The 17,617-nt window shown below is 66.5% G+C and carries 16 protein-coding genes; 8 read left to right on the plus strand and 8 right to left on the minus strand.

The genetic code is table 11. The annotated features are described in order from the left end of the window. Positions 1–9: 9 nt before the first annotated feature. Positions 10–1,383 (minus strand): PLP-dependent aminotransferase family protein, encoded by a 1,374-nt coding sequence (locus ACP15H_RS18300; RefSeq protein ID WP_425067582.1) that lies wholly within the window; start codon positions 1,381–1,383, stop codon positions 10–12. 74 nt (positions 1,384–1,457) lie between these two features. On the opposite strand from ACP15H_RS18300, the gene ACP15H_RS18305 reads away from it, so the two are divergent. After that, on the plus strand, positions 1,458–1,844 hold the full coding sequence (locus tag ACP15H_RS18305) for a DUF983 domain-containing protein (protein WP_425067583.1): 387 nt from the start codon (positions 1,458–1,460) through the stop codon (positions 1,842–1,844). Positions 1,845–1,852: 8 nt separating this feature from the next. On the opposite strand, the gene ACP15H_RS18310 is transcribed toward ACP15H_RS18305, so the two are convergent. Genes ACP15H_RS18310 through ACP15H_RS18320 form a run of 3 tightly spaced genes read right to left on the minus strand, consistent with a single transcriptional unit; the run spans position 1,853 to position 5,090 of the window. After that, positions 1,853–2,872 carry an asparaginase gene (locus tag ACP15H_RS18310; RefSeq protein ID WP_425067584.1) on the minus strand — a complete coding sequence of 340 codons (1,020 nt, stop codon included), beginning with the start codon at positions 2,870–2,872 and terminating at the stop codon, positions 1,853–1,855. After that, complete coding sequence (locus tag ACP15H_RS18315; protein ID WP_425067585.1) at positions 2,869–3,396, minus strand: hypothetical protein; 528 nt, start codon at positions 3,394–3,396, stop codon at positions 2,869–2,871. The genes ACP15H_RS18310 and ACP15H_RS18315 overlap by 4 nt, the downstream gene beginning before the upstream one ends. Beyond that, positions 3,393–5,090 (minus strand): hydantoinase B/oxoprolinase family protein, encoded by a 1,698-nt coding sequence (locus ACP15H_RS18320; protein WP_425067586.1) that lies wholly within the window; start codon positions 5,088–5,090, stop codon positions 3,393–3,395. Before ACP15H_RS18320 ends, ACP15H_RS18315 begins: the two co-directional genes overlap by 4 nt. Before the next feature lie 79 nt (positions 5,091–5,169). Here ACP15H_RS18320 and ACP15H_RS18325 point away from each other — a divergent pair, with 79 nt between their 5' ends. Then, positions 5,170–7,506, plus strand: coding sequence for a xanthine dehydrogenase family protein molybdopterin-binding subunit (locus tag ACP15H_RS18325; protein WP_425067587.1), 2,337 nt, complete (start codon positions 5,170–5,172; stop codon positions 7,504–7,506). A 66-nt stretch (positions 7,507–7,572) separates the two neighbouring features. Beyond that, a complete protein-coding gene (locus ACP15H_RS18330) occupies positions 7,573–8,826 on the plus strand; it encodes an alginate O-acetyltransferase AlgX-related protein (RefSeq protein WP_425067588.1) in 1,254 nt (417 codons plus the stop codon). A gap of 19 nt (positions 8,827–8,845) precedes the next feature. On the opposite strand, the gene ACP15H_RS18335 is transcribed toward ACP15H_RS18330, so the two are convergent. After that, complete coding sequence (locus ACP15H_RS18335) at positions 8,846–9,241, minus strand: Zn-ribbon domain-containing OB-fold protein (protein WP_425067589.1); 396 nt, start codon at positions 9,239–9,241, stop codon at positions 8,846–8,848. Between the two features lie 3 nt (positions 9,242–9,244). Next, positions 9,245–10,417, minus strand: a complete 1,173-nt coding sequence (locus tag ACP15H_RS18340) for a thiolase domain-containing protein (RefSeq protein WP_425067590.1) — start codon at positions 10,415–10,417, stop codon at positions 9,245–9,247. Positions 10,418–10,546: 129 nt separating this feature from the next. Here ACP15H_RS18340 and ACP15H_RS18345 point away from each other — a divergent pair, with 129 nt between their 5' ends. Then, positions 10,547–11,359: a metal-dependent hydrolase gene (locus ACP15H_RS18345; RefSeq protein ID WP_425067591.1), complete on the plus strand. Its 813-nt coding sequence runs from the start codon at positions 10,547–10,549 to the stop codon at positions 11,357–11,359. Here the strand turns inward: ACP15H_RS18345 and ACP15H_RS18350 are convergent. Continuing rightward, positions 11,356–11,910, minus strand: coding sequence for a class I SAM-dependent DNA methyltransferase (locus ACP15H_RS18350; RefSeq protein WP_425067592.1), 555 nt, complete (start codon positions 11,908–11,910; stop codon positions 11,356–11,358). The two genes, ACP15H_RS18345 and ACP15H_RS18350, sit on opposite strands and share 4 nt — an antisense overlap. A 24-nt stretch (positions 11,911–11,934) precedes the next feature. Continuing rightward, a complete protein-coding gene (locus tag ACP15H_RS18355; RefSeq protein WP_425067593.1) occupies positions 11,935–13,149 on the minus strand; it encodes an LLM class flavin-dependent oxidoreductase in 1,215 nt (404 codons plus the stop codon). Positions 13,150–13,226: 77 nt separating this feature from the next. Between ACP15H_RS18355 and ACP15H_RS18360 the strand changes: the two genes are divergently transcribed. The 4 genes from ACP15H_RS18360 to ACP15H_RS18375 are packed head-to-tail and all read left to right on the plus strand — an operon-like array spanning position 13,227 to position 17,599. Further along, on the plus strand, positions 13,227–14,321 hold the full coding sequence (locus tag ACP15H_RS18360; RefSeq protein ID WP_425067594.1) for a CaiB/BaiF CoA transferase family protein: 1,095 nt from the start codon (positions 13,227–13,229) through the stop codon (positions 14,319–14,321). Then, entirely contained in the window at positions 14,318–15,445 is a 1,128-nt protein-coding gene (locus tag ACP15H_RS18365; RefSeq protein ID WP_425067595.1) for a CaiB/BaiF CoA transferase family protein, read from the plus strand. The genes ACP15H_RS18360 and ACP15H_RS18365 overlap by 4 nt, the downstream gene beginning before the upstream one ends. 3 nt (positions 15,446–15,448) lie before the next feature. Next, on the plus strand, positions 15,449–16,429 hold the full coding sequence (locus tag ACP15H_RS18370; RefSeq protein WP_425067596.1) for an NAD(P)H-dependent flavin oxidoreductase: 981 nt from the start codon (positions 15,449–15,451) through the stop codon (positions 16,427–16,429). Between the two features lie 57 nt (positions 16,430–16,486). Further along, complete coding sequence (locus tag ACP15H_RS18375; protein WP_425067597.1) at positions 16,487–17,599, plus strand: S-(hydroxymethyl)glutathione dehydrogenase/class III alcohol dehydrogenase; 1,113 nt, start codon at positions 16,487–16,489, stop codon at positions 17,597–17,599. Positions 17,600–17,617 lie beyond the last annotated feature (18 nt).

Consider the following 17,617-nt stretch of genomic DNA (forward strand, 5'->3'; position numbering starts at 1 on the left):
ACGTTCTCCCTAAACGATGCGCGACGCGTATGCGGGCGACTTCAGTGCGACGACCAGCACATCCAGCGCCGCCACGAGGTCCGAGCGACTGCGCGCCGCGCCCAGCGCGATACGGATCGCGTGCTCCGGCTCTCCACCGACGCTGAAACTGTCGCTCGTGACCACCGCAAGCCCCTGTCGCTGAACGTGCGCTGCGAATTCGGCGCGGGTCCACGTCCCGGGCAATCTCAGCCACACGTGAAGCCCCTTCGGGTGAGCCGCGTAACTCTGGCCGGAAAGCGCCTTGATCGCCAACCCTTGTCTGGCCGCGGCCTCGGCCGCAACGGCCGAAACGATGGCGTCGGCACTTCCGTCGGCGAACCAGCGCGAGACCAGCGCGACCATCAGCGGCGCCGGCATCTGCGACACGGTGCGCAAGGCATTGGCAATGCCGGACGCGGCCGCACGATCGGGCGTCAGCACATGGGCCACGCGCAAGCCCGGCGCCATGCACTTCGACAATGTCATGGCGAGATAGCTGCGCTCGGGAATGAGCGTCGCAATCGGAAGAGGGTTCGGCTCGAAACTTCCATAGGCGTCGTCCTCGATCAGCATCAGATCGTGACGACGAATGGCCGCCGCAAGCGCTTCGCGACGTTGTGACCCGATCGTCGCCGTCGTGGGATTGTGAATCGTCGGCAGGAGATAGACCGCCTTCGGCGCGTGCAGACGACAGGCTTCAGCGAGTGCCTCGGGATTCATGCCCTCGCCATCCGAGGCCACGCCCACGAGACGCACGCCGAGCGACGCGGCCGCCGACCGGAAGCCGGGATAGGTGAGCCGGTCGGTGAGCACCACATCTCCGGGCCGGGTCATCGACAGCAGCAGCGCCATCAGCGCGCTCTGCGTGCCGGAGGAGATGACGAGCCGGTCCGCCTCGACCGTGGGAACGCGCCGCCGCAGCCAGTCGGCGGCAATGCCGCGGTCCATCAGGCTGCCACCCGCCTGCTGGTAGCTCATGAGATCGGAGAATCCGTGATCACGCTGCAGGGCCGCCAGTCCCCGCACGATGCGGCCTTCGAGATCGGCCTCGATGGGTGACGGCGGGAGATTCATCGACAGATCGACGGCGATGCCGGCCGCGACCCGGCTGGCCGGACGCGTCCGGTTTTCAGCGACGAACGTGCCCTGCCCCACCTTTGCATCGGTCAGGCCCCGGCGGCGGGCCTCATTGTAGGCACGAGTGACCGTCGTCAGGTCGACATTCAAGCTCCTCGCCAGGGCCCGATGGGTCGGCAGACGCTGGCCGCGATGCAGGCGGCCCGAGGCGATATCGCGCTCGAGCGCCGCCACGATACTCTCGTAGACCGGCCCGGCGGCCTCGAGTGTAGGGCTCCAATCCATACAATATCTCTCCTTGTCCTTGAATGTATGGCCATCCGTATGGATATACAAGCTGACAATCGATGGAGGACTTCATGGCTGGAAAAGGCGGTCTTTATCTTCTGCGGGGCATGTTGGGACGCTGCCCGGCCTGTGGCGAGGGCAAGCTGTTCCGCGCCTTCGTGAAGGTCGCCGATCGCTGCCCGGCCTGCGGCGAGGACCTGCACCACCATCGCGCCGACGATTTCCCGGCCTATCTGACGATCTTCCTGGTGGGCCATCTGGTCGTGCCGATCGCGATGTACGTCGAGATCGTCTACCAGCCGTCCTACTGGCTCCATACGTTCCTATGGGCGCCCATGGTGATCCTTCTCTCGATCGGCCTGCTTCAGCCGATCAAGGGCGTGATCGTCGCGCTGCAGTGGCACATGGGCATGCACGGCTTCGCCGCGGCGAAGCAGGCGCGTGCCGAGCCCTGTTAGCCGCCCGCTTAACCGAAAGCCTCGAAGACCTCGGCGATCGCGGCCTTGTCGAGCCCGGCGCGCAGGCAGGTTTGGAGCAGGACGCGCGCCTTCAGCGGATTGAGGCGGCCGCCCCAGATGAGGCCAGCCTTGCGGAGCGCGATCTCCGAACTCGGGCCGCCATAGGTCTGATGCAGCAGCGGGCCGCCACCGGCCCGCGGCGCGACCACCGTCGGGATGATCTCGGCGAGTTGTCCCACGAGTGCGGCCACACGCTCGGGCACATGCCCGCCGCCCATCGCAGCCAGCACAACGCCGCGATAGCCCAGCTGATCGCGATGATCGACCATCGACTCGAGAATGTAGCCGGGCTCGTCGAGCCCCAGCCACAGCAGCGCCACCGGCTGCTCCCTGCCCTCCGCCGCGGCGCCCAATCGCTTGCGGGCGCCTTCGACCGGCGCGCGCACCGGCAGTGATAGCGGCACGACCCTCTCCTCGACCAGCGCTGCCAGCGGGCCGGTCTGCGGCGACGCGAAGGCATTGAGCCGACTCGGGTGGATCTTCAGCACGTCGGACGCGGCGTAGATCTCGTCCAGCATCACGACGATCACGCCCAGCGCCTTGGCGTGTGCCTTCACCCAGGAATCGCAGGCCACACGCACGGCCGCCAGCAGATTGCCCGGACCATCCGGCGAAGTGAGCGCGGGATTGCGCATCGCCGCCGTCACGATCACCGGAATCTCGCGCTCGACCAGCAGGTCGAGCAAGAAGCTCGTCTCTTCGAGAGTGTCCGTCCCCTGGGTGACGACCACGCCGTCGACGTCGAGACTCATGATCTTCTTCGCCAGCGCATGGATCTGGTCGAAGGACAGCGAGTGGCTGCCGACCCGCGACACCGTCTCGGCACGAATGTCCGCGAGCTTGGCCAGCAGCGGCACGGCGGCGACGAGATCGTCGGCACCCAACCCCATCTGCATCGCGCCCGAGGCATCCGGTGCCGTCGCAATGGTGCCGCCGAGGGCCAGGATCTGGATACGCGGAAGAGTCATGACAAAAGCCTCAGGGAACGAAAGAAACGTTCGGCCTCCGGCGCGCGCATCGCATCGGCCGGCGCGAGGTAGCCCAGCGAGACGTAGCGGTTGCCTTTCAGCACGACGAGCTGCCGCAGCGCCGTGCCGCCGGCAAGCGGACCGACCGATTCGACGGCCGGCGCGCCCTGGATCGTCTTCCAGTCGACGCTGGTCCATTTGCCGCCGGCCAGACGCTGCGCGCGATCGTCGAGCGCCGATTGAAGATTGAGCTTCGGCTGCCGCACGTCGACGTCGGCGGGATAGAGCGCGCTCTGCGCCACAAAGGAGAGCCGGCGATATTCGAGACTGTAGGAGTGATAGACGAACGGCGTACCGCCCGGCGAGACCGTATCGAGCACCTTGTAGACCGGTGCACCCGGCATCTCGACGAAGAACGACTTGTCCGCGCCCTCGACCGGAAACCACGAGATTGATTGGGCCGCCGCGTCGGCCGCCAGCAGGACCACCGGCAGCGCAAGGAAAGACCGTCTGTAGCGCGTCATTCGGCAGCCTGTGCCGGGCCGAATTTCTCGCGGGCTTCCGCCGCCGTGTAGTAGCCGCGCACCACGTCGCGGGCGACCGCCGCGGCGCTACGCCGGGCAGGGTCGCCGAAGCCACCGCCGCCCGGCGTCGACACGCGCACCACGTCGCCGACACCGATCTCGATGTCCTGATCCTTGGAAATATGCGGCGGGTGATAGGCCTTGCCGCCCTGGTCGACCTGCACCGTGTTAGTACCGCCGGCGCTGCCGCCCAGCACACCCTGCGGGCCGGTGCGGCCATGATCCATCACCATCGAGACGCGGGCCTCGCCACGCCGCAGCTTGATGGCGTAGTTGATGCCGAAGCCGCCGCGGAACTCGCCGGCGCCGCCCGAGCCTTCGCGCAGGGAGAATTCCTCGAACAGCACGGGATAGAACTGCTCCAGCACCTCGACCGGGGGCATCTTGGAAATGCCGATGGTCGAACAGCCGTTGCTCAAGCCATCGCCGCCCTGGAAACCGCCATAGCCGCCACCGGTGAACAGATACATGATGTAGTTGCGCTGGCGCTCGGGATCGTAGCCGCCGATGCCGAGGTTGCCGGAGGTTCCGGCGGGCGCCGCGAACAGCAGATCGGGAATGGCTTTGGTCAGCGCCGCGAACACCGCCTCGGCGATGCGCTGGCTCACCTCGGCCGCGCAGCCCGATACCGGCCGGGGATACTTCGCATACAGGAATGTGCCCTCGGGCTCGATGATCCGCAGCGGCTCGAAGGTACCGGCGTTGATCGGCACGTCGGGAAAGACGTGCTTCACCGCGAGATAGATCGCGGACTTGGTCGTGGCGATCACGCTGTTCATCGGGCCGCGGCAGGGCGGGCTCGACCCGGTCATGTCGAAGGTGAGCTCGTTACCCTTCTTCGTGATTTTCATGCGGATGGTCAGCGGCTCGTCGACGACGCCGTCACTGTCGACCTGCGAGGTGCCTTCATAGACGCCGTCGGGAATGTCGGCGATCTTGGCGCGCATCTGCCGTTCGGCCCGGTGGCGCATCTCCGTGATCGCCGCCCGCACCACGTCGGCGCCGTAGCGGTCGATCAGCTCGGTGAGCCGCACCTCGCCCGTGGCGAGCGCGGCGGCCTGGGCCTTGATGTCGCCGATGCGCTGATCGGCGATGCGGATGTTGGACATGATGATGGACAGGATCTCCTGGTCCATCTCGCCCTTCTTGAAGAATTTCACGGGCGGCAGACGCAGCCCCTCCTGCTCCACCTCGGTCGCGCTGGCGGAGAAGCCGCCGGGCACCATGCCGCCGACATCCGGCCAGTGGCCGGTGTTGGCCAGCCAGGCGAACAGCTCGCCCTTGTAGAAGAACGGCTTCACGAACCGCACGTCCATCAAATGGGTGCCGCCAAGATAGGGATCGTTGACGATGAACACGTCGCCCGGATCGACCTTGCCGGCATAGTGCGTCTTCACTCGCTCGATCACGGCGCGGGTGGAAAACTGCATGGTCCCGACGAATACGGGCAGGCCGAGCTCCCCCTGGGCGATCAGCGAGCCGTCGACGGTGTCGTAGATCCCGTCGGAGCGGTCCATGCCTTCGGAGATCACCGGGGAGAAGGCCGCACGCACGAAAGCCAGGTCCATCTCGTTGCAGACCTGGACCAGGCCGTTCTGGATGACTGTCAAGGTGACGGGATCGAGGTTCGACATGTCCGAATCACTAGCACAGCCCATGCCTCCCTGCGCTATGATGCCGTTCAAATCCCCCACTTTTCGAAGCGGAATCCCCATGAACGCGCCCCTCGATGCGGACAATCTCGATTTGATGAAATTCGGCGTCGGCCAGCCGGTGCCGCGCCAGGAGGACCCCACCCTGCTGAAGGGCCAGGGCCGCTACACCGACGACATCAACCTCCCCGGCCAGGCCTATGCGGTGATGGTCCGCAGCCAGGTGGCACACGGTATCCTGAAGGGCATCGACGCCGAGGAAGCGCGCGGCATGCCGGGCGTCCTGGGCATCTGGACCGGGGCGGATCTCAACGCCGCCGGCTACGGCGCGCTGAAGACGGTGATGATGGTGCCCAACCGCGACGGCTCGCAGATGAAGACGCCGACCCGCTATTCGCTGGCCACCGACAAGGTGCGCTTCGTGGGCGATCCGGTGGCCTTCGTCGTCGCCGAGACCCAGGCCCAGGCGCGCGACGCCGCGGAAGCGGTCATGGTCGACATCGAGGCGCTGCCCGCCGTCACCGAAGCACGCGCCGCTGCCCAGCCCGGCGCGCCGACCGTGTTCGACGACGTGCCGGACAATGTCTGCGCCGACTTCCAGTTCGGCGACAGTGCGAAGGTTGCCGAGGCCTTCGCGAACGCCGCGCACGTGACGAAGCTCCACATCGTCAGCAACCGCATCGTCGTCTGCGCGATGGAGCCGCGCACGGCGATCGGCCACTACGACAAGGAGACCGACCGCTCGACGCTCTATGCCGGCTGCCAGGGCGTGTTCGGCCTGAAAAACCAGATGGCCGCGCTGCTGGGCATCAAGCCCGCCCAGATGCGCGTCGTCACCGGCAACGTCGGCGGCTCGTTCGGCATGAAGGGCTCGCCCTATCCCGAATATGCCGGCCTCTTCCACGCCTCGAAGCTCCTCGGCCGTCCGGTGAAGTGGACCGACGACCGCTCGGGCAGCTTCCTCAGCGACCAGCACGGCCGCGACCACGATTTCGATGCCGAACTGGCCCTCGACAAGGACGGCACCTTTCTCGCGGTGCGCCTCAAGGGTTACGCCAACCTCGGCGCCTATCTGTCGAATGTCGGCGCGGCCATGGGCGCGCTCGGCGTCTCGCGCAATCTCGCCGCCGTGTACCGCACGCCGCTGATCGAGGTGCAGACCAAGGTGGCCTTCACCCACACCTCGCCGATCGGCGCCTATCGCGGCGCCGGCCGGCCCGAGGCCAACTATTTCATGGAACGCCTGATCACCACCGCGGCCCGCGAGATGGGCATCGACCAAGTGGAGATGCGCCGGCGTAATCACATCAAGCCCGAGGAAATGCCCTACAAGACCGCGTCGGGCACGACCTACGACAGCGGCGAGTTCACCGTGCTGCTCGACAAGGCGCTGGAGCTGGCCGACGTGTCGGGCTTCGCCGCCCGCAAGCAGGAGAGCGCCAGCCGCGGCAAGCTGCGTGGGCTGGGCATCGGCGATTATCTCGAAGTGACGGCACCGCCCATGAACGAGATGGGCGGCCTGCGCTTCGAGGAGAATGGCGACGTCACCATCATCACCGGCACGCTGGACTACGGTCAGGGCCACTGGTCGGCGTTCGCCCAGGTGCTCACCACCAAGCTCGGCATCCCGTTCCACCGGATCAAGCTGAAGCAGGGCGACAGCGACCTGCTGATCGCCGGCGGCGGCACCGGCGGCTCCAAGTCGATCATGGCGTCGGGCGCGGCCATCATGGAGGCCTCCGACAAGGTGATCGAGAAGGGCAAGGAGATCGCGGGCGTCGCGCTCGAAGCCTCCGCCGCCGACATCGAGTTCAAGCTCGGCCGTTTCGAGATCGTCGGCACCGACCGCGGCATCGGCATCCTCGAACTGGCCAGCAAACTGCGCAGCGGCATGAGCCTGCCCGACGGCGTGCCCACCACGCTCGACGTCAGCCATGTCCACGAGGCGGCGCCCTCGGCCTATCCCAACGGCGCCCATGTGGCGGAGGTCGAGATCGATCCCGACACCGGCCATGTCGAGGTCGTGAAGTACACGATGGTCGGCGACTTCGGCACGGTGATCAATCCGCTGCTGGTCGAGGGCCAGAGCCATGGCGGCGTGGTCCAGGGTATCAGCCAGGCAATCTTCGAGCATGTCGTCTACAGCGAGGAAGGCCAGCCGCTCACCGGCAGCTTCACCGACTATGCGATCCCGCGGGCGGGCGACGCCCCGTCCTTCAAGATCGACTACCACTCGGTGCCGGCGAAGACCAACGTGCTGGGCGCCAAGGGCTGCGGCGAGGCCGGCTGCGCGGGTTCCCTGCCCTCGGTGATGAACGCCATTTCCGACGCGCTGGGCGGCAAGCACATCAACATGCCGGCGACGCCGGAACGGGTGTGGGCGGCCCTCAACGGCTGACGGGCGCCGCCGGGAAAGATTACCGCCCGTTGGAGAGACGCCGCTGATCGGCTATGAGCAGGCCCGATGAAGCATAAGCGTCTCTTGTTTTCGGGCATCTTCGCGGCCCTGCTCGTGGCGGTCACTTTGGCCGGCCTCGAACTGCTGAGTTCATTCGTCGTGCCGGCCTGGCCGGCGCGTGAGTTGCGGCCGATCGAGGTTTCCAACGCGTCCGTCGCGAGCACGCTCACCGGCTCGCAGCCGGTCCCGATGTACAACAGCTGGGGCATGCGCGATCGCGAGCATCCGCTGCAGAAGCCAGCCGGCACCTTCCGCACCGTCCTGGTCGGCGACAGTTTCCTCGAAGGCGCCTTCGTCGAGGAATCGGTCGGCATGAAGCTCGAGAAGCTGTGGCGATCGCAAGGCCACGACAACTGGGAGGTGGCCACGCTGGGCATCTCCGCGACGGGGCCGCCCCAGTATTACTACCGCATCCGCAACATCGCTTTGTCGCTGCAGCCCGATGCGCTGGTCCTCATGTTCTTCTCGGGCAACGACTTCGTGTCCGATGCGCTTTCGCCGTGGCGCATCCCGCCGCCGATCGCCGAACGGCCGCAACCTTCATGGCTCGGCGCCGTCGCTCCCCGTCTCACCTGGTTGCTCGTGAACAGGCTTGGTCTGTCGGAGTTTGGTCGCGGCAACAAGGCGCCGCCGGACGAGGCGCAGAAGATCATCAAGCTGCCGCGTGCCGAACGCCTCGATGCGATGGTCCGGCTGGTCAAGACCTACTACTACCCCGACAAGGATGAGAAGGTCATTCGGGAGATCCTGTCGCGCGGCGGCGACAAGTTCTGGGACCGGCTCGAACCGCGCGACCGCGACGAGGAGTATATCCAGGCCTGGTGGCTCGCCAGCATGGTCGACTGGGAGACCGCCAACTGGACGGTGCCGCTGACACCGGCGGAGCTCGAACAGTCCCTGGACAAGAATGCGCTCGCCGCGACCGTGACCTGGCTCCTGGGTGCCCGCGACCTCGCCCGCGAACGCGGCATCGAATTCGTTGTCGCCCTGGCCCCCGTAGGGGTGGTCGATCCGAGTTATGCCGAATTCTGGAGTCCCTGGCCGCGATACATGAGTTTTCCCAGGCAGCGCGAGCTCATGCATCGCAAGTTGCGTGCGGAGCTGGAAGCGCAGGGCATAAAGGTCGTCGACCTGGAAGACGATTTCAGGGGTGTGGCGAACACCTACCGGGTCTCGGACGGCCATTGGACCGAGCTCGGCACCGAGATCGCGGCCAAGCGCCTGGCGGCCGCGCTCGCGAAGATGCGGGAGGCTCGCTAGAGCCTCCCGTTGAACGGCGTCAGGCTGGCGTGAACATCGGCAGCGGCGGGCCGCCGTCGGTCGGCTTGAAGACCACGGTCACCGCCTGTTCGCACTTCAGCTTGTCGAAGTCGCAGTCGACGATGTTGGTCAGCATGCGCGGACCTTCGGCCAGGGTGACGTAGCCGATCGCGTAGGGCACCGGCGCGCGGCGCATCACGCTGTAGGAATAGATCGTGCCCTTGCCCGACGCCTCGACCCACTCGGTCTTGTCGCTGAAGCAGAACGGGCAGATCGTGCGCGGATAGTGGTGCGCCTGACCGCAGCTCGTGCACTTGCGCACCAGCAGCTTGCCTTTGCCGGCGGCGTCCCAGTAGGCCTGCGTCTCTTCGCTGGTGGCAGGCGGCGGCAGCTTGCGTTCCTTGGTCTCGGCCATGGTCTACTCTCTCTCCAGAATGACGGTCGCGCTGCCGTGGCGCAGGCCGAGCGAGCCGCCCGTGCCGTGCGCGATCGCCAGATCGCAGTTCTTCACCTGCACCTTCGGATGCGCCTCGCCGCGCAACTGACGCACGGCCTCCAGCACCTTGGTGAGGCCGCCGCGGTTGGCGGGATGGTTGTTGCACAGGCCGCCGCCATCGGTGTTGAACGGCAGCTTGCCGACGCCCGAGATCAGGTTGCCGTCGGCCACGAAGGCGCCTCCCTTGCCCTTCTCGCAGAAGCCGAGATCCTCGAGCTGCATCAGCACCGTGATGGTGAAGCTGTCGTAGATCGAGGCGTACTTCATGTCGGAAGGCTTGACGCCGGCTTCGGCGAAGGCCGCCGCGCCGGTGAAGCGCGCGCCCGAGTAGGTGAGATCGACCTTGCCGCCCATCTGCGTCTTGATGAACTCCGACGATCCCAGCAGCTTGACCTTCGGCCGCTTGAGCTTGGCCGCGATCTCCGGCGCCACGACGACGATGGCGCCGCCGCCGTCGGTGATGACGCAGCAGTCGAGGCGATGCAGCGGATCGGAGATCATCGGCGAGTTCACGACCTCCTCGACCGTGACCACGTCCTTCAGCAGCGCATGCGGATTGTATTGCGCATGATGCGAGGCCGCGACCTTGATCCAGGCGAGCTGCTCGGAGGTCGTGCCGAACTCGTACATGTGACGCATGGCGCAGTTGGCGTACATGTTCACGACGGTCGGTCCGTAGGGGAACTCGAACGGATCGTCGGGCGTCGGCGTGCCGCCGCGGCTGCGCGGCACGGTGCCGGTCGCCATGCCTTCGGCACGGGGCCGGCCGGCCAGGGTGATCAGCGCCACCTTGCACTTGCCCGAAGCGATCGCCTCGGCGGCGTGACCGACATGCAGCACGTAGGACGAGCCGCCGGTGTCGGTCGAATCGACGTGACGGACCTTGAGCCCCATGTACTCGACCATGGACATCGGGCCGAGGCCCGGTGCGTCGCCGGCGCAGAAATAGCCGTCGACATCGTCCTTGGTGAGACCCGCATCCTCCAGCGCGCCCTTGGCACACTGCGCGTGGATCTGCGCGAGCGAGATATCCTTCGCGAGCCGCGTCGGATGCTCGTAAATTCCGGCAATATAGGCCTTGCCCTTGATGCTCATCGGCGAGCCATCCCCCTGGTCAATTGTGCAGCGCACATGGTGGGGGATCGGAGCCTCACAGGAAAGTGCGCACTTTCGCAGCGAAGAACGATGCTAGGCTCTGCGAAACGACCGGGGAGCAAACGTCACATGATCTGCCGTCTTCTTTTCGCAACCCTGGCGGCGGTCTTTGCCGTTGCGGGCGCCGCACAGGCCCAGGGCAAGGCCGAGCTTCTCTGGTACAGCCAGGCCGCCTTCAAGCTCACGACCCAGAGCGGCAAGGTCATCATGATCGACCCCTGGATCATGGGCGCCACCCGGATCCCGCCGGAGCTGAAGGATCTCGACAAGATCGGCAAGGTCGACCTGATCCTGGTCACGCACGGCCACGGCGACCATCTCGGCGACGCCCTTGAAATCTCGAAGAAGAACAATGCGCCGATCTGGGCGCCGGCCGGCCTCAACCAGACCCTGGCGACGCTGGGCCTGATGCCGGCGAACCTCGTGCCGCGCATGAGCAAGGGCGGCACCATCGAGCCCTTTCCCGGCGTGAAGATCACCATGGTCCATGCCGATCATTCCTCGGAGATGATCCTGAAGGACCCGGCAACCGGCAAGGACACGAGTTTCGCCGCCGGAGAGCCCTGCGGTTTCATCATCGAGCTCGAGAACGGCTTCAAGATCTACCACATGGGCGACACCGGCCTGTTCGGCGACATGAAGCTGATCGGCGAATACTACAAGCCCGACCTGGTGCTGATCCCGATCGGCGGCCACTACGTGATGGATCCCAAGGCCGCCGCCTATGCCACCAAGGAGCTGATCAAGCCCAAGATGGCCTGGCCGATGCACTATGCCAGCAACCCGTTCCTCCGGGGCACGCCCGCCGAATTCAAGGCGGCGATGGGCCAATCGCCGATCGAGGTGATTGACGCCGAGCCGGGCACGAAGAAGACGTTCTAGTCGGTCCGCTCAAGGACGACTTCCCAGACGGTCTTGGGGTGATCATACCGGTCGATCACCTTCTCCTCGATGGCGAGCACCCGCCAGCCATGCGCAAACAGACGATCGACGGCTTCCTGATCGAAGAAGCGCTTGGGCGCGCCGTCGACGAGATAGAAATCCTTTTCGATTTGCGGGTGGCCGCTGGCACCGAAATGGTGATCGTTGGTCGAATTGAGCCGGCACAGCAGCAGGCCGTCAGGCCGTAGTGCGGTATGCACGCGATCGGCTAGGGCGCGAGTTTCCGACCAGTCGAAATAATGCAGCGACAGGCTGGCGACGACCACGCCGACAGGACTCACGACCGGAAACGGGTCACGGATGTCCTGGCAATGGATATCGGCCGACGGGACGCGCCCACGGGCACGGTCGGCGGCCTCTCGTGATAACTCCACGCCGATAACGTGATGGCCAGCCTCGATGAGAGTGGCGGTGTCGCGTCCACCACCGCAGCCCAGCTCCAGCACCGGCCGCCCCCGTACTTTCTGGGCAATGAGCGGCAGCCAGCGCACCAGCCATGGATCACCCGCCAAGAGTCAGTCGCCCGCCACGTCGCGCGCGCCGGGTGTGCGGGCGCGGAATTCTTCGGGGGCTTCGCGACCGGCGTCCGTGAAGGCCTTTTTGACCGCGGCGACGTTCGGTCCGAAGATGCCCTTGCGGTTGTCCTTGGCCCACTGGTTCGAGTTGACGATCGTGTCGAGCGAGCCCTGGAAGCGCGGCATCACGTAGCGCGCGAACAGCTCGTAGGAGCGCATCGTCTGCTCGCGCGTCGCCCATTCGTGGGCGCGGAACAGGACGCCGCCGAAGCCGCCGTTGGAAAAGCCCAGGAGCCGTTCGATGCCCTTGGCCACCGTGTCGGGGCTGCCGACGAGGGTCGTGCCCATCTTCACCCCGTCGCGCAGCGGATCGTCGGCGCGGCCGGGCGGGCGGCCCAGCGTGTCCTCGAAATAGGTCACCGTCTCGCGGCGCTCGCCGGCATGGACCTCGCGCAGCGCCTGCTCGTCGTCCTCCGTGACATGACAGTTCACCACCACGCGCCACTTGGAACGGTCGGCGGTCTTGCCGTGCTTGGCGGCGGTCTCCTCGTAGATGCCCCACTGCTTGCCGAGCATCTCCGGCCCGCCGGGGATGCCGGCGCCGATCGACAGCACCCCCAGCCCGTGCTTGCCGGCGGCGATCATGCCCGAGGGCGTGATGGTGCTGGCGCAGGCGATGGGGAAGTGCGGATAGCTGTAGGGCGCGAGATGCAGCCGCGCCTCCTTGAGCTCGAACCAGTCGGTCTTCATCGTGACCGGCTCCTTGCATTCGAGCAGGCGCATGATCGCTTCGAGCGCCTCCTCCATGCGCGGCCGCTGGGTCGAGGGATCGATGCCCATCATGTAGGCGTCCGACGGCAGCGCGCCGGGACCGCAGCCCAGCATCGTGCGGCCGCGCGACATGTGGTCGAGCTGAACGAAGCGGTTCGCGACCATCAGGGGGTGGTGATAGGGCAGGCTGGTGACGCCCGAGCCGAGGCGGATGTAGCGCGTGCGCTCGATGGCGGCGCCGATGAACACTTCCGGCGACGCGATGGTCTCCCAGCCGGCGGAATGATGCTCGCCGATCCAGGCCTCGTCGTAACCCAGCTCGTCGATCCACTCGATCAGCTCCATGTCGCGCGCCATCGCGAGAGTGGGATTCTCGCCAACGCGATGGAACGGCGCCAGGAAGATGCCGAACGTAAGTCCCTTGTGATTACCGGTCTGTGCCATTGAAGTCCTCCGTCACCCGCGACGGTAGCATGCACGCGACGTTGACCGCAGCACCGGCTTGCGCAGATCATCGCGCAATGTCCGAGGCACCCCCCCTACCTCTCGCGCGCTTCACGATCGTCGAGGTCAACGACGCAAAAGTGCCGCTCTGCCTGCGTCTTGCGACGTCGCTTGCCGCGAAGATCGCGGCCGATCTCGGCGCCGACGTGCTGAAGATCGAGCCGCCTGAGGGCGATCCGGTGCGTCGTGCGCCGCCAATGCTGCCGCAGGGCGGAAGCGCGCTGTTTCAGTTCCTCAACACGTCGAAGCGCTCCCTGGCGCTCGACCTCTCGAGTGAGTCGGGCCGCACCGCGCTCGCCGGTCTGGTCGACAAGGCCGATGTCGTTCTGTTCGAGGAGCCGGTTTCGGTCGCGGCATTGCTGCGAGCAGGCAAGGCGACACCGGTCGAGATCGCCGCCTTCCCCATCGAGATGGATGCCGCCCAGCGACCGGTCAGCGAACTCGCGATCCAGGCCTTGGGTGGGTTGATGCACATGATCGGTGAACCGGAGCGCAAGCCGCTGAAGCTCGGGGGCCATCAGGCCTCCTATGCCGCCGGCCTCACGGCCTTCACCGGACTCATGGCGGCGCTGGCGGCGCGCGATACCGGGCGCCGGGCGCCCTCGGTGCGCGTGTCGCTCGCGGAAGTCATGCAATGGGTGAACTGGAAGGCCGCATCCGGCGCCGCCGCGTCAGGCACCTCACCCGGCCGCGAAGGCCGGAACTCGGAGTTCCAGGTCCTGCCCTGCCGCGACGGACATGTCGCGGTCGTCTACACGGTCACCCAGTGGCCTGCGACACGGGCCCTTGTCGGCGATCCACGCCTCGACCATCCGAAGTTCGCGACGCGTGTCGGGCGACGCCAGAACATCGCCGAACTCTATGCCGCGCTCGCGCCGTGGTTCGCCGACAAGACGCGCGAAGAAATCCAGAAGGTCGCACAAGGGAAGGGCGTGCCGTTCGGTCCGATCTTCTCGCCGGCCGAGCTGCTGCAGACGGAGCAATACGTGGCGCGCGACTTCCTCGCAGGCATCGCGCATCCGACGGAAGGCCGGCTGCGCCTGCCGCAACTTCCCGTGCAATGGAACGGCCGCTCCTTCGCGCCGCGGCCCGCGCCGGAGCTCGTGCCATGAGCGAGCGTCCCCTCGCCGGCATCCGCGTCCTCGATTTCGGCCTGCTGACGGCCGGAGCGAACACATCGGCCATGCTGGCCGATCTCGGCGCCGACGTGATCAAGATCGAGTCCGGCGCCTATCTCGATCCGTTCCGGGTCGTCGGCAAAATCGATAGCGACGAGGGCTGGTGGAACCGCTCGCCGCAGTTCCGCTTCACCAACCGCAACAAGCGCGGGCTGGCGTTGAACCTGAAGGATTCCGAAGGCCAGCACGTCATCCGCGAACTCGCCGCGCACTGCGACGTCGTGGTCGAGAACTTCCGCCGCGGCGTGCTCGACCGCGCCGGCCTGGGCTACAAGGAGCTGAGCGCCCTCAATCCGCGTCTGGTGTTCGCCGCCATCTCCAGCCAGGGCGATACCGGCCCCGAGCGCATGAACGTGTCGTTCGGCAGCACGCTCGACGCCACGTCGGGCATCGCCTCGCTGACCGGATACGAGGACGAGGAGCCGCGCATCTCCGGCATGGACGTGAACTATCCCGACCAGATCGTCTCGCTGTTCGCCACCGGCATCGTCATCGCCGCCGTCACCGAAGCGCGGCGAACCGGCCAGGGCGCCTTCCTGGATTTTTCCCAGCGTGAGGTCGCCTCGTTCACCCTGGGCGAGGAGATCCTCGCCGCCTCGGCCGATCCGAACCATCGGCTGGCGCCACGCGGCAATGCCGAAGCGGGCGTGGCACAGCAGGACTCCTATCAATGCGGCGACGGCAAATGGCTGGCCGTGACCCTCGACGCACCCGATCCATCAATCGGGACCTTCTGCGCCGGCAAGGATCGTGACGTTGCCCTGAAGGCACTGCTGGCCAAGGGCATTGCCGCAGCGCCCTGCCTCGACGGCAACGACCTGCTGCGCGACACCGCACTGCAGGGCGTCACGCTGGTGCGCGATGAGCAGGGCGGCCTCGTGAAGGGACTCCCCTACCGTCTCGACGGTGAAGGCCTCGCTATCGAGCGGCCGGCGCCAAATCTCGGCCAGCACACCGAGGAGGTGCTGCGCGAACTCCTGGGCTACGACGATGCCCGCCTGAAGCAATTGAACGACAGCGGCGTGACCTCGACCACGCCCACCATCGGAGAGGTTTGAGCCATGCCGCGCGCCGAAGTGCACAAGTTGATGGAGCGTCTGGCGATCCCCGCTATTGCCGCCCCGATGTTCCTGGTTTCGAATCCCGCGCTGACGCTGGCGTGCTGCGGCGAGGGTCTGATGGGCAGCTTCCCCGCCCATGGCACGCGCAGCCGCGAGGAGTTCCAGGGCTGGCTCGACGAGATGGTCGAAGGCATGAAGCGGCTGGAAGACGCCGGCAAGAAGCCGGCGCCCTGGGCGGTGAATCTCGTCGTCCATGCCTCGAACCCGCGCTATCAGGGCGACCTCGAACTGGTCGAGAAGTACAAGGTGCCGGTCGTGCTCACCTCGAAGGGCGCGCCGGGCGATGCCATCAAGCGCATCCATGGCTGGGGCGCCGTCGCCCTTCACGACATCGCCAACCGGCGCCATGCCGAGAAGGCGCTTGAGGCGGGCGTCGATGGCGTGATCGCCGTGGCGGGCGGCGCCGGCGGCCATACCGGCACCATCAACCCTTTCGCGCTGATGAACGAGGTGCGGCAGCTGGGCGACAGCTTCGCTGTGGTGCTGGCCGGCGGCCAGACGACGGGCCGCGACGTGCTGGCGGCCGAGGCGATGGGCGCCGACCTCGCCTATATCGGCACGCGTTTCATCGCGACCCGGGAGGCGATGGCGGCGCAGGCCCACAAGGACATGATCCTCGCCACACGCGCCACGGACGTGTTCCTCACCGCCTCGGTCGACGGCGCGCCTGCAAATTGGCTGACGCCCAGCCTGCTGGCCGCCGGCATCGACCTCGACGTGCTGCGCACGACCCTGCCCGGCAAGATCGTCGGCGCGCAAGAGAACAAGAAGCGCTGGAAGGACATTTATACGGCGGGCCACGGCGTCGGGAACATCGACGACGTGCCGGCTGCCGCCGATCTCGTCCGGCGCCTGATTGCCCAGTATCGCGAGGCGAAGTCTGAAATGGCACGCGCGCTGGCCGGCCGCGTCGCAGCGTAGACGGTGGGCGCCCCCCTGCTCTAGGTTTCGGCTCCAGAGTTTCGAGGGGGTATCCGCGTGAAGACAAAGGCAGCCGTCTGTTTCGAGGCCGGCAAGAATCTCGAGATCGAGACCGTCGATCTCGAAGGGCCGAAGTTCGGCGAGGTCCTGGTCGAGATCAAGGCGTCGGGCGTCTGTCACACCGACGAGTTCACCCGGTCCGGCGGCGATCCCGAGGGCCTGTTCCCGGTGATATTCGGCCATGAGGGTGCGGGCGTCGTGGTCGATGTCGGACCCGGAATCGTGTCGCTGAAGAAGGGCGATCACGTGATCCCGCTCTACACACCGGAATGCCGCCAGTGCAAATCCTGCGTCTCGGGCAAGACCAACCTCTGCACCTCGATCCGCGCCACCCAGGGCCAGGGCGTGATGCCCGACGGCACCTCGCGCTTTTCGATCAAGGGCAAGAAGATCCATCACTATATGGGCTGCTCGACCTTCTCGAACTACACGGTGCTGCCGGAGATCGCGCTGGCGAAAATTCGCCCTGACGCGCCGTTCGACAAGGTCTGCTACATCGGCTGTGGCGTCACGACCGGCATCGGCGCCGTCATCAACACCGCCAAGGTCGAGGCCGGCGCCAACGTCGTGGTGTTCGGCCTGGGCGGCATCGGCCTCAACGTGCTGCAGGGCGCGCGCATGGTGGGCGCCAACATGATCGTCGGCGTCGATCTCAACCCGGCCCGCGAGGCGCTGGGCCGTCAGTTTGGCATGACCCACTTCGTCAATCCGAAGGATCTGGGCGACAAGGACCTGGTCGCCCATCTCCTCGAGCTGACGGACGGCGGCGCGGATTACAGCTTCGAATGCGTGGGCAGCACCAAGCTGATGCGCCAGGCGCTGGAATGCTGCCATCGCGGCTGGGGCAAGTCGGTCATCATCGGCGTCGCCGGTGCGGGCCAGGAGATCGCCACGCGTCCGTTCCAGCTGGTCACCGGCCGCACCTGGATGGGCACCGCCTTCGGCGGCGCCAAGGGCCGGCGCGACGTGCCCAAGATCGTCGACTGGTACATGGACGGGAAGATCGACATCGATTCGCTGATCACCCACACGATGCCGGTCGAGAAGATCAACGACGCGTTCGATCTGATGCACAAGGGCGAGTCGATCCGCAGCGTCGTCACGTTCTGATCTTTCCCTTCCAGCTGC

The organism is Reyranella sp., assembly GCF_965249915.1.
Taxonomy (GTDB): domain Bacteria; phylum Pseudomonadota; class Alphaproteobacteria; order Reyranellales; family Reyranellaceae; genus Reyranella.

Bases quoted from the DNA above. Each gene is read 5' to 3' on its own strand.
- ACP15H_RS18300 (WP_425067582.1), bottom strand. From the start codon at position 1,383: ATGGATTGGAGCCCTACACTCGAGGCCGCCGGGCCGGTCTACGAGAGT.
- ACP15H_RS18305 (WP_425067583.1), top strand. From the start codon at position 1,458: ATGGCTGGAAAAGGCGGTCTTTATCTTCTGCGGGGCATGTTGGGACGC.
- ACP15H_RS18310 (WP_425067584.1), bottom strand. From the start codon at position 2,872: ATGACTCTTCCGCGTATCCAGATCCTGGCCCTCGGCGGCACCATTGCG.
- ACP15H_RS18315 (WP_425067585.1), bottom strand. From the start codon at position 3,396: ATGACGCGCTACAGACGGTCTTTCCTTGCGCTGCCGGTGGTCCTGCTG.
- ACP15H_RS18320 (WP_425067586.1), bottom strand. From the start codon at position 5,090: ATGTCGAACCTCGATCCCGTCACCTTGACAGTCATCCAGAACGGCCTG.
- ACP15H_RS18325 (WP_425067587.1), top strand. From the start codon at position 5,170: ATGAACGCGCCCCTCGATGCGGACAATCTCGATTTGATGAAATTCGGC.
- ACP15H_RS18330 (WP_425067588.1), top strand. From the start codon at position 7,573: ATGAAGCATAAGCGTCTCTTGTTTTCGGGCATCTTCGCGGCCCTGCTC.
- ACP15H_RS18335 (WP_425067589.1), bottom strand. From the start codon at position 9,241: ATGGCCGAGACCAAGGAACGCAAGCTGCCGCCGCCTGCCACCAGCGAA.
- ACP15H_RS18340 (WP_425067590.1), bottom strand. From the start codon at position 10,417: ATGAGCATCAAGGGCAAGGCCTATATTGCCGGAATTTACGAGCATCCG.
- ACP15H_RS18345 (WP_425067591.1), top strand. From the start codon at position 10,547: ATGATCTGCCGTCTTCTTTTCGCAACCCTGGCGGCGGTCTTTGCCGTT.
- ACP15H_RS18355 (WP_425067593.1), bottom strand. From the start codon at position 13,149: ATGGCACAGACCGGTAATCACAAGGGACTTACGTTCGGCATCTTCCTG.
- ACP15H_RS18360 (WP_425067594.1), top strand. From the start codon at position 13,227: ATGTCCGAGGCACCCCCCCTACCTCTCGCGCGCTTCACGATCGTCGAG.
- ACP15H_RS18365 (WP_425067595.1), top strand. From the start codon at position 14,318: ATGAGCGAGCGTCCCCTCGCCGGCATCCGCGTCCTCGATTTCGGCCTG.
- ACP15H_RS18370 (WP_425067596.1), top strand. From the start codon at position 15,449: ATGCCGCGCGCCGAAGTGCACAAGTTGATGGAGCGTCTGGCGATCCCC.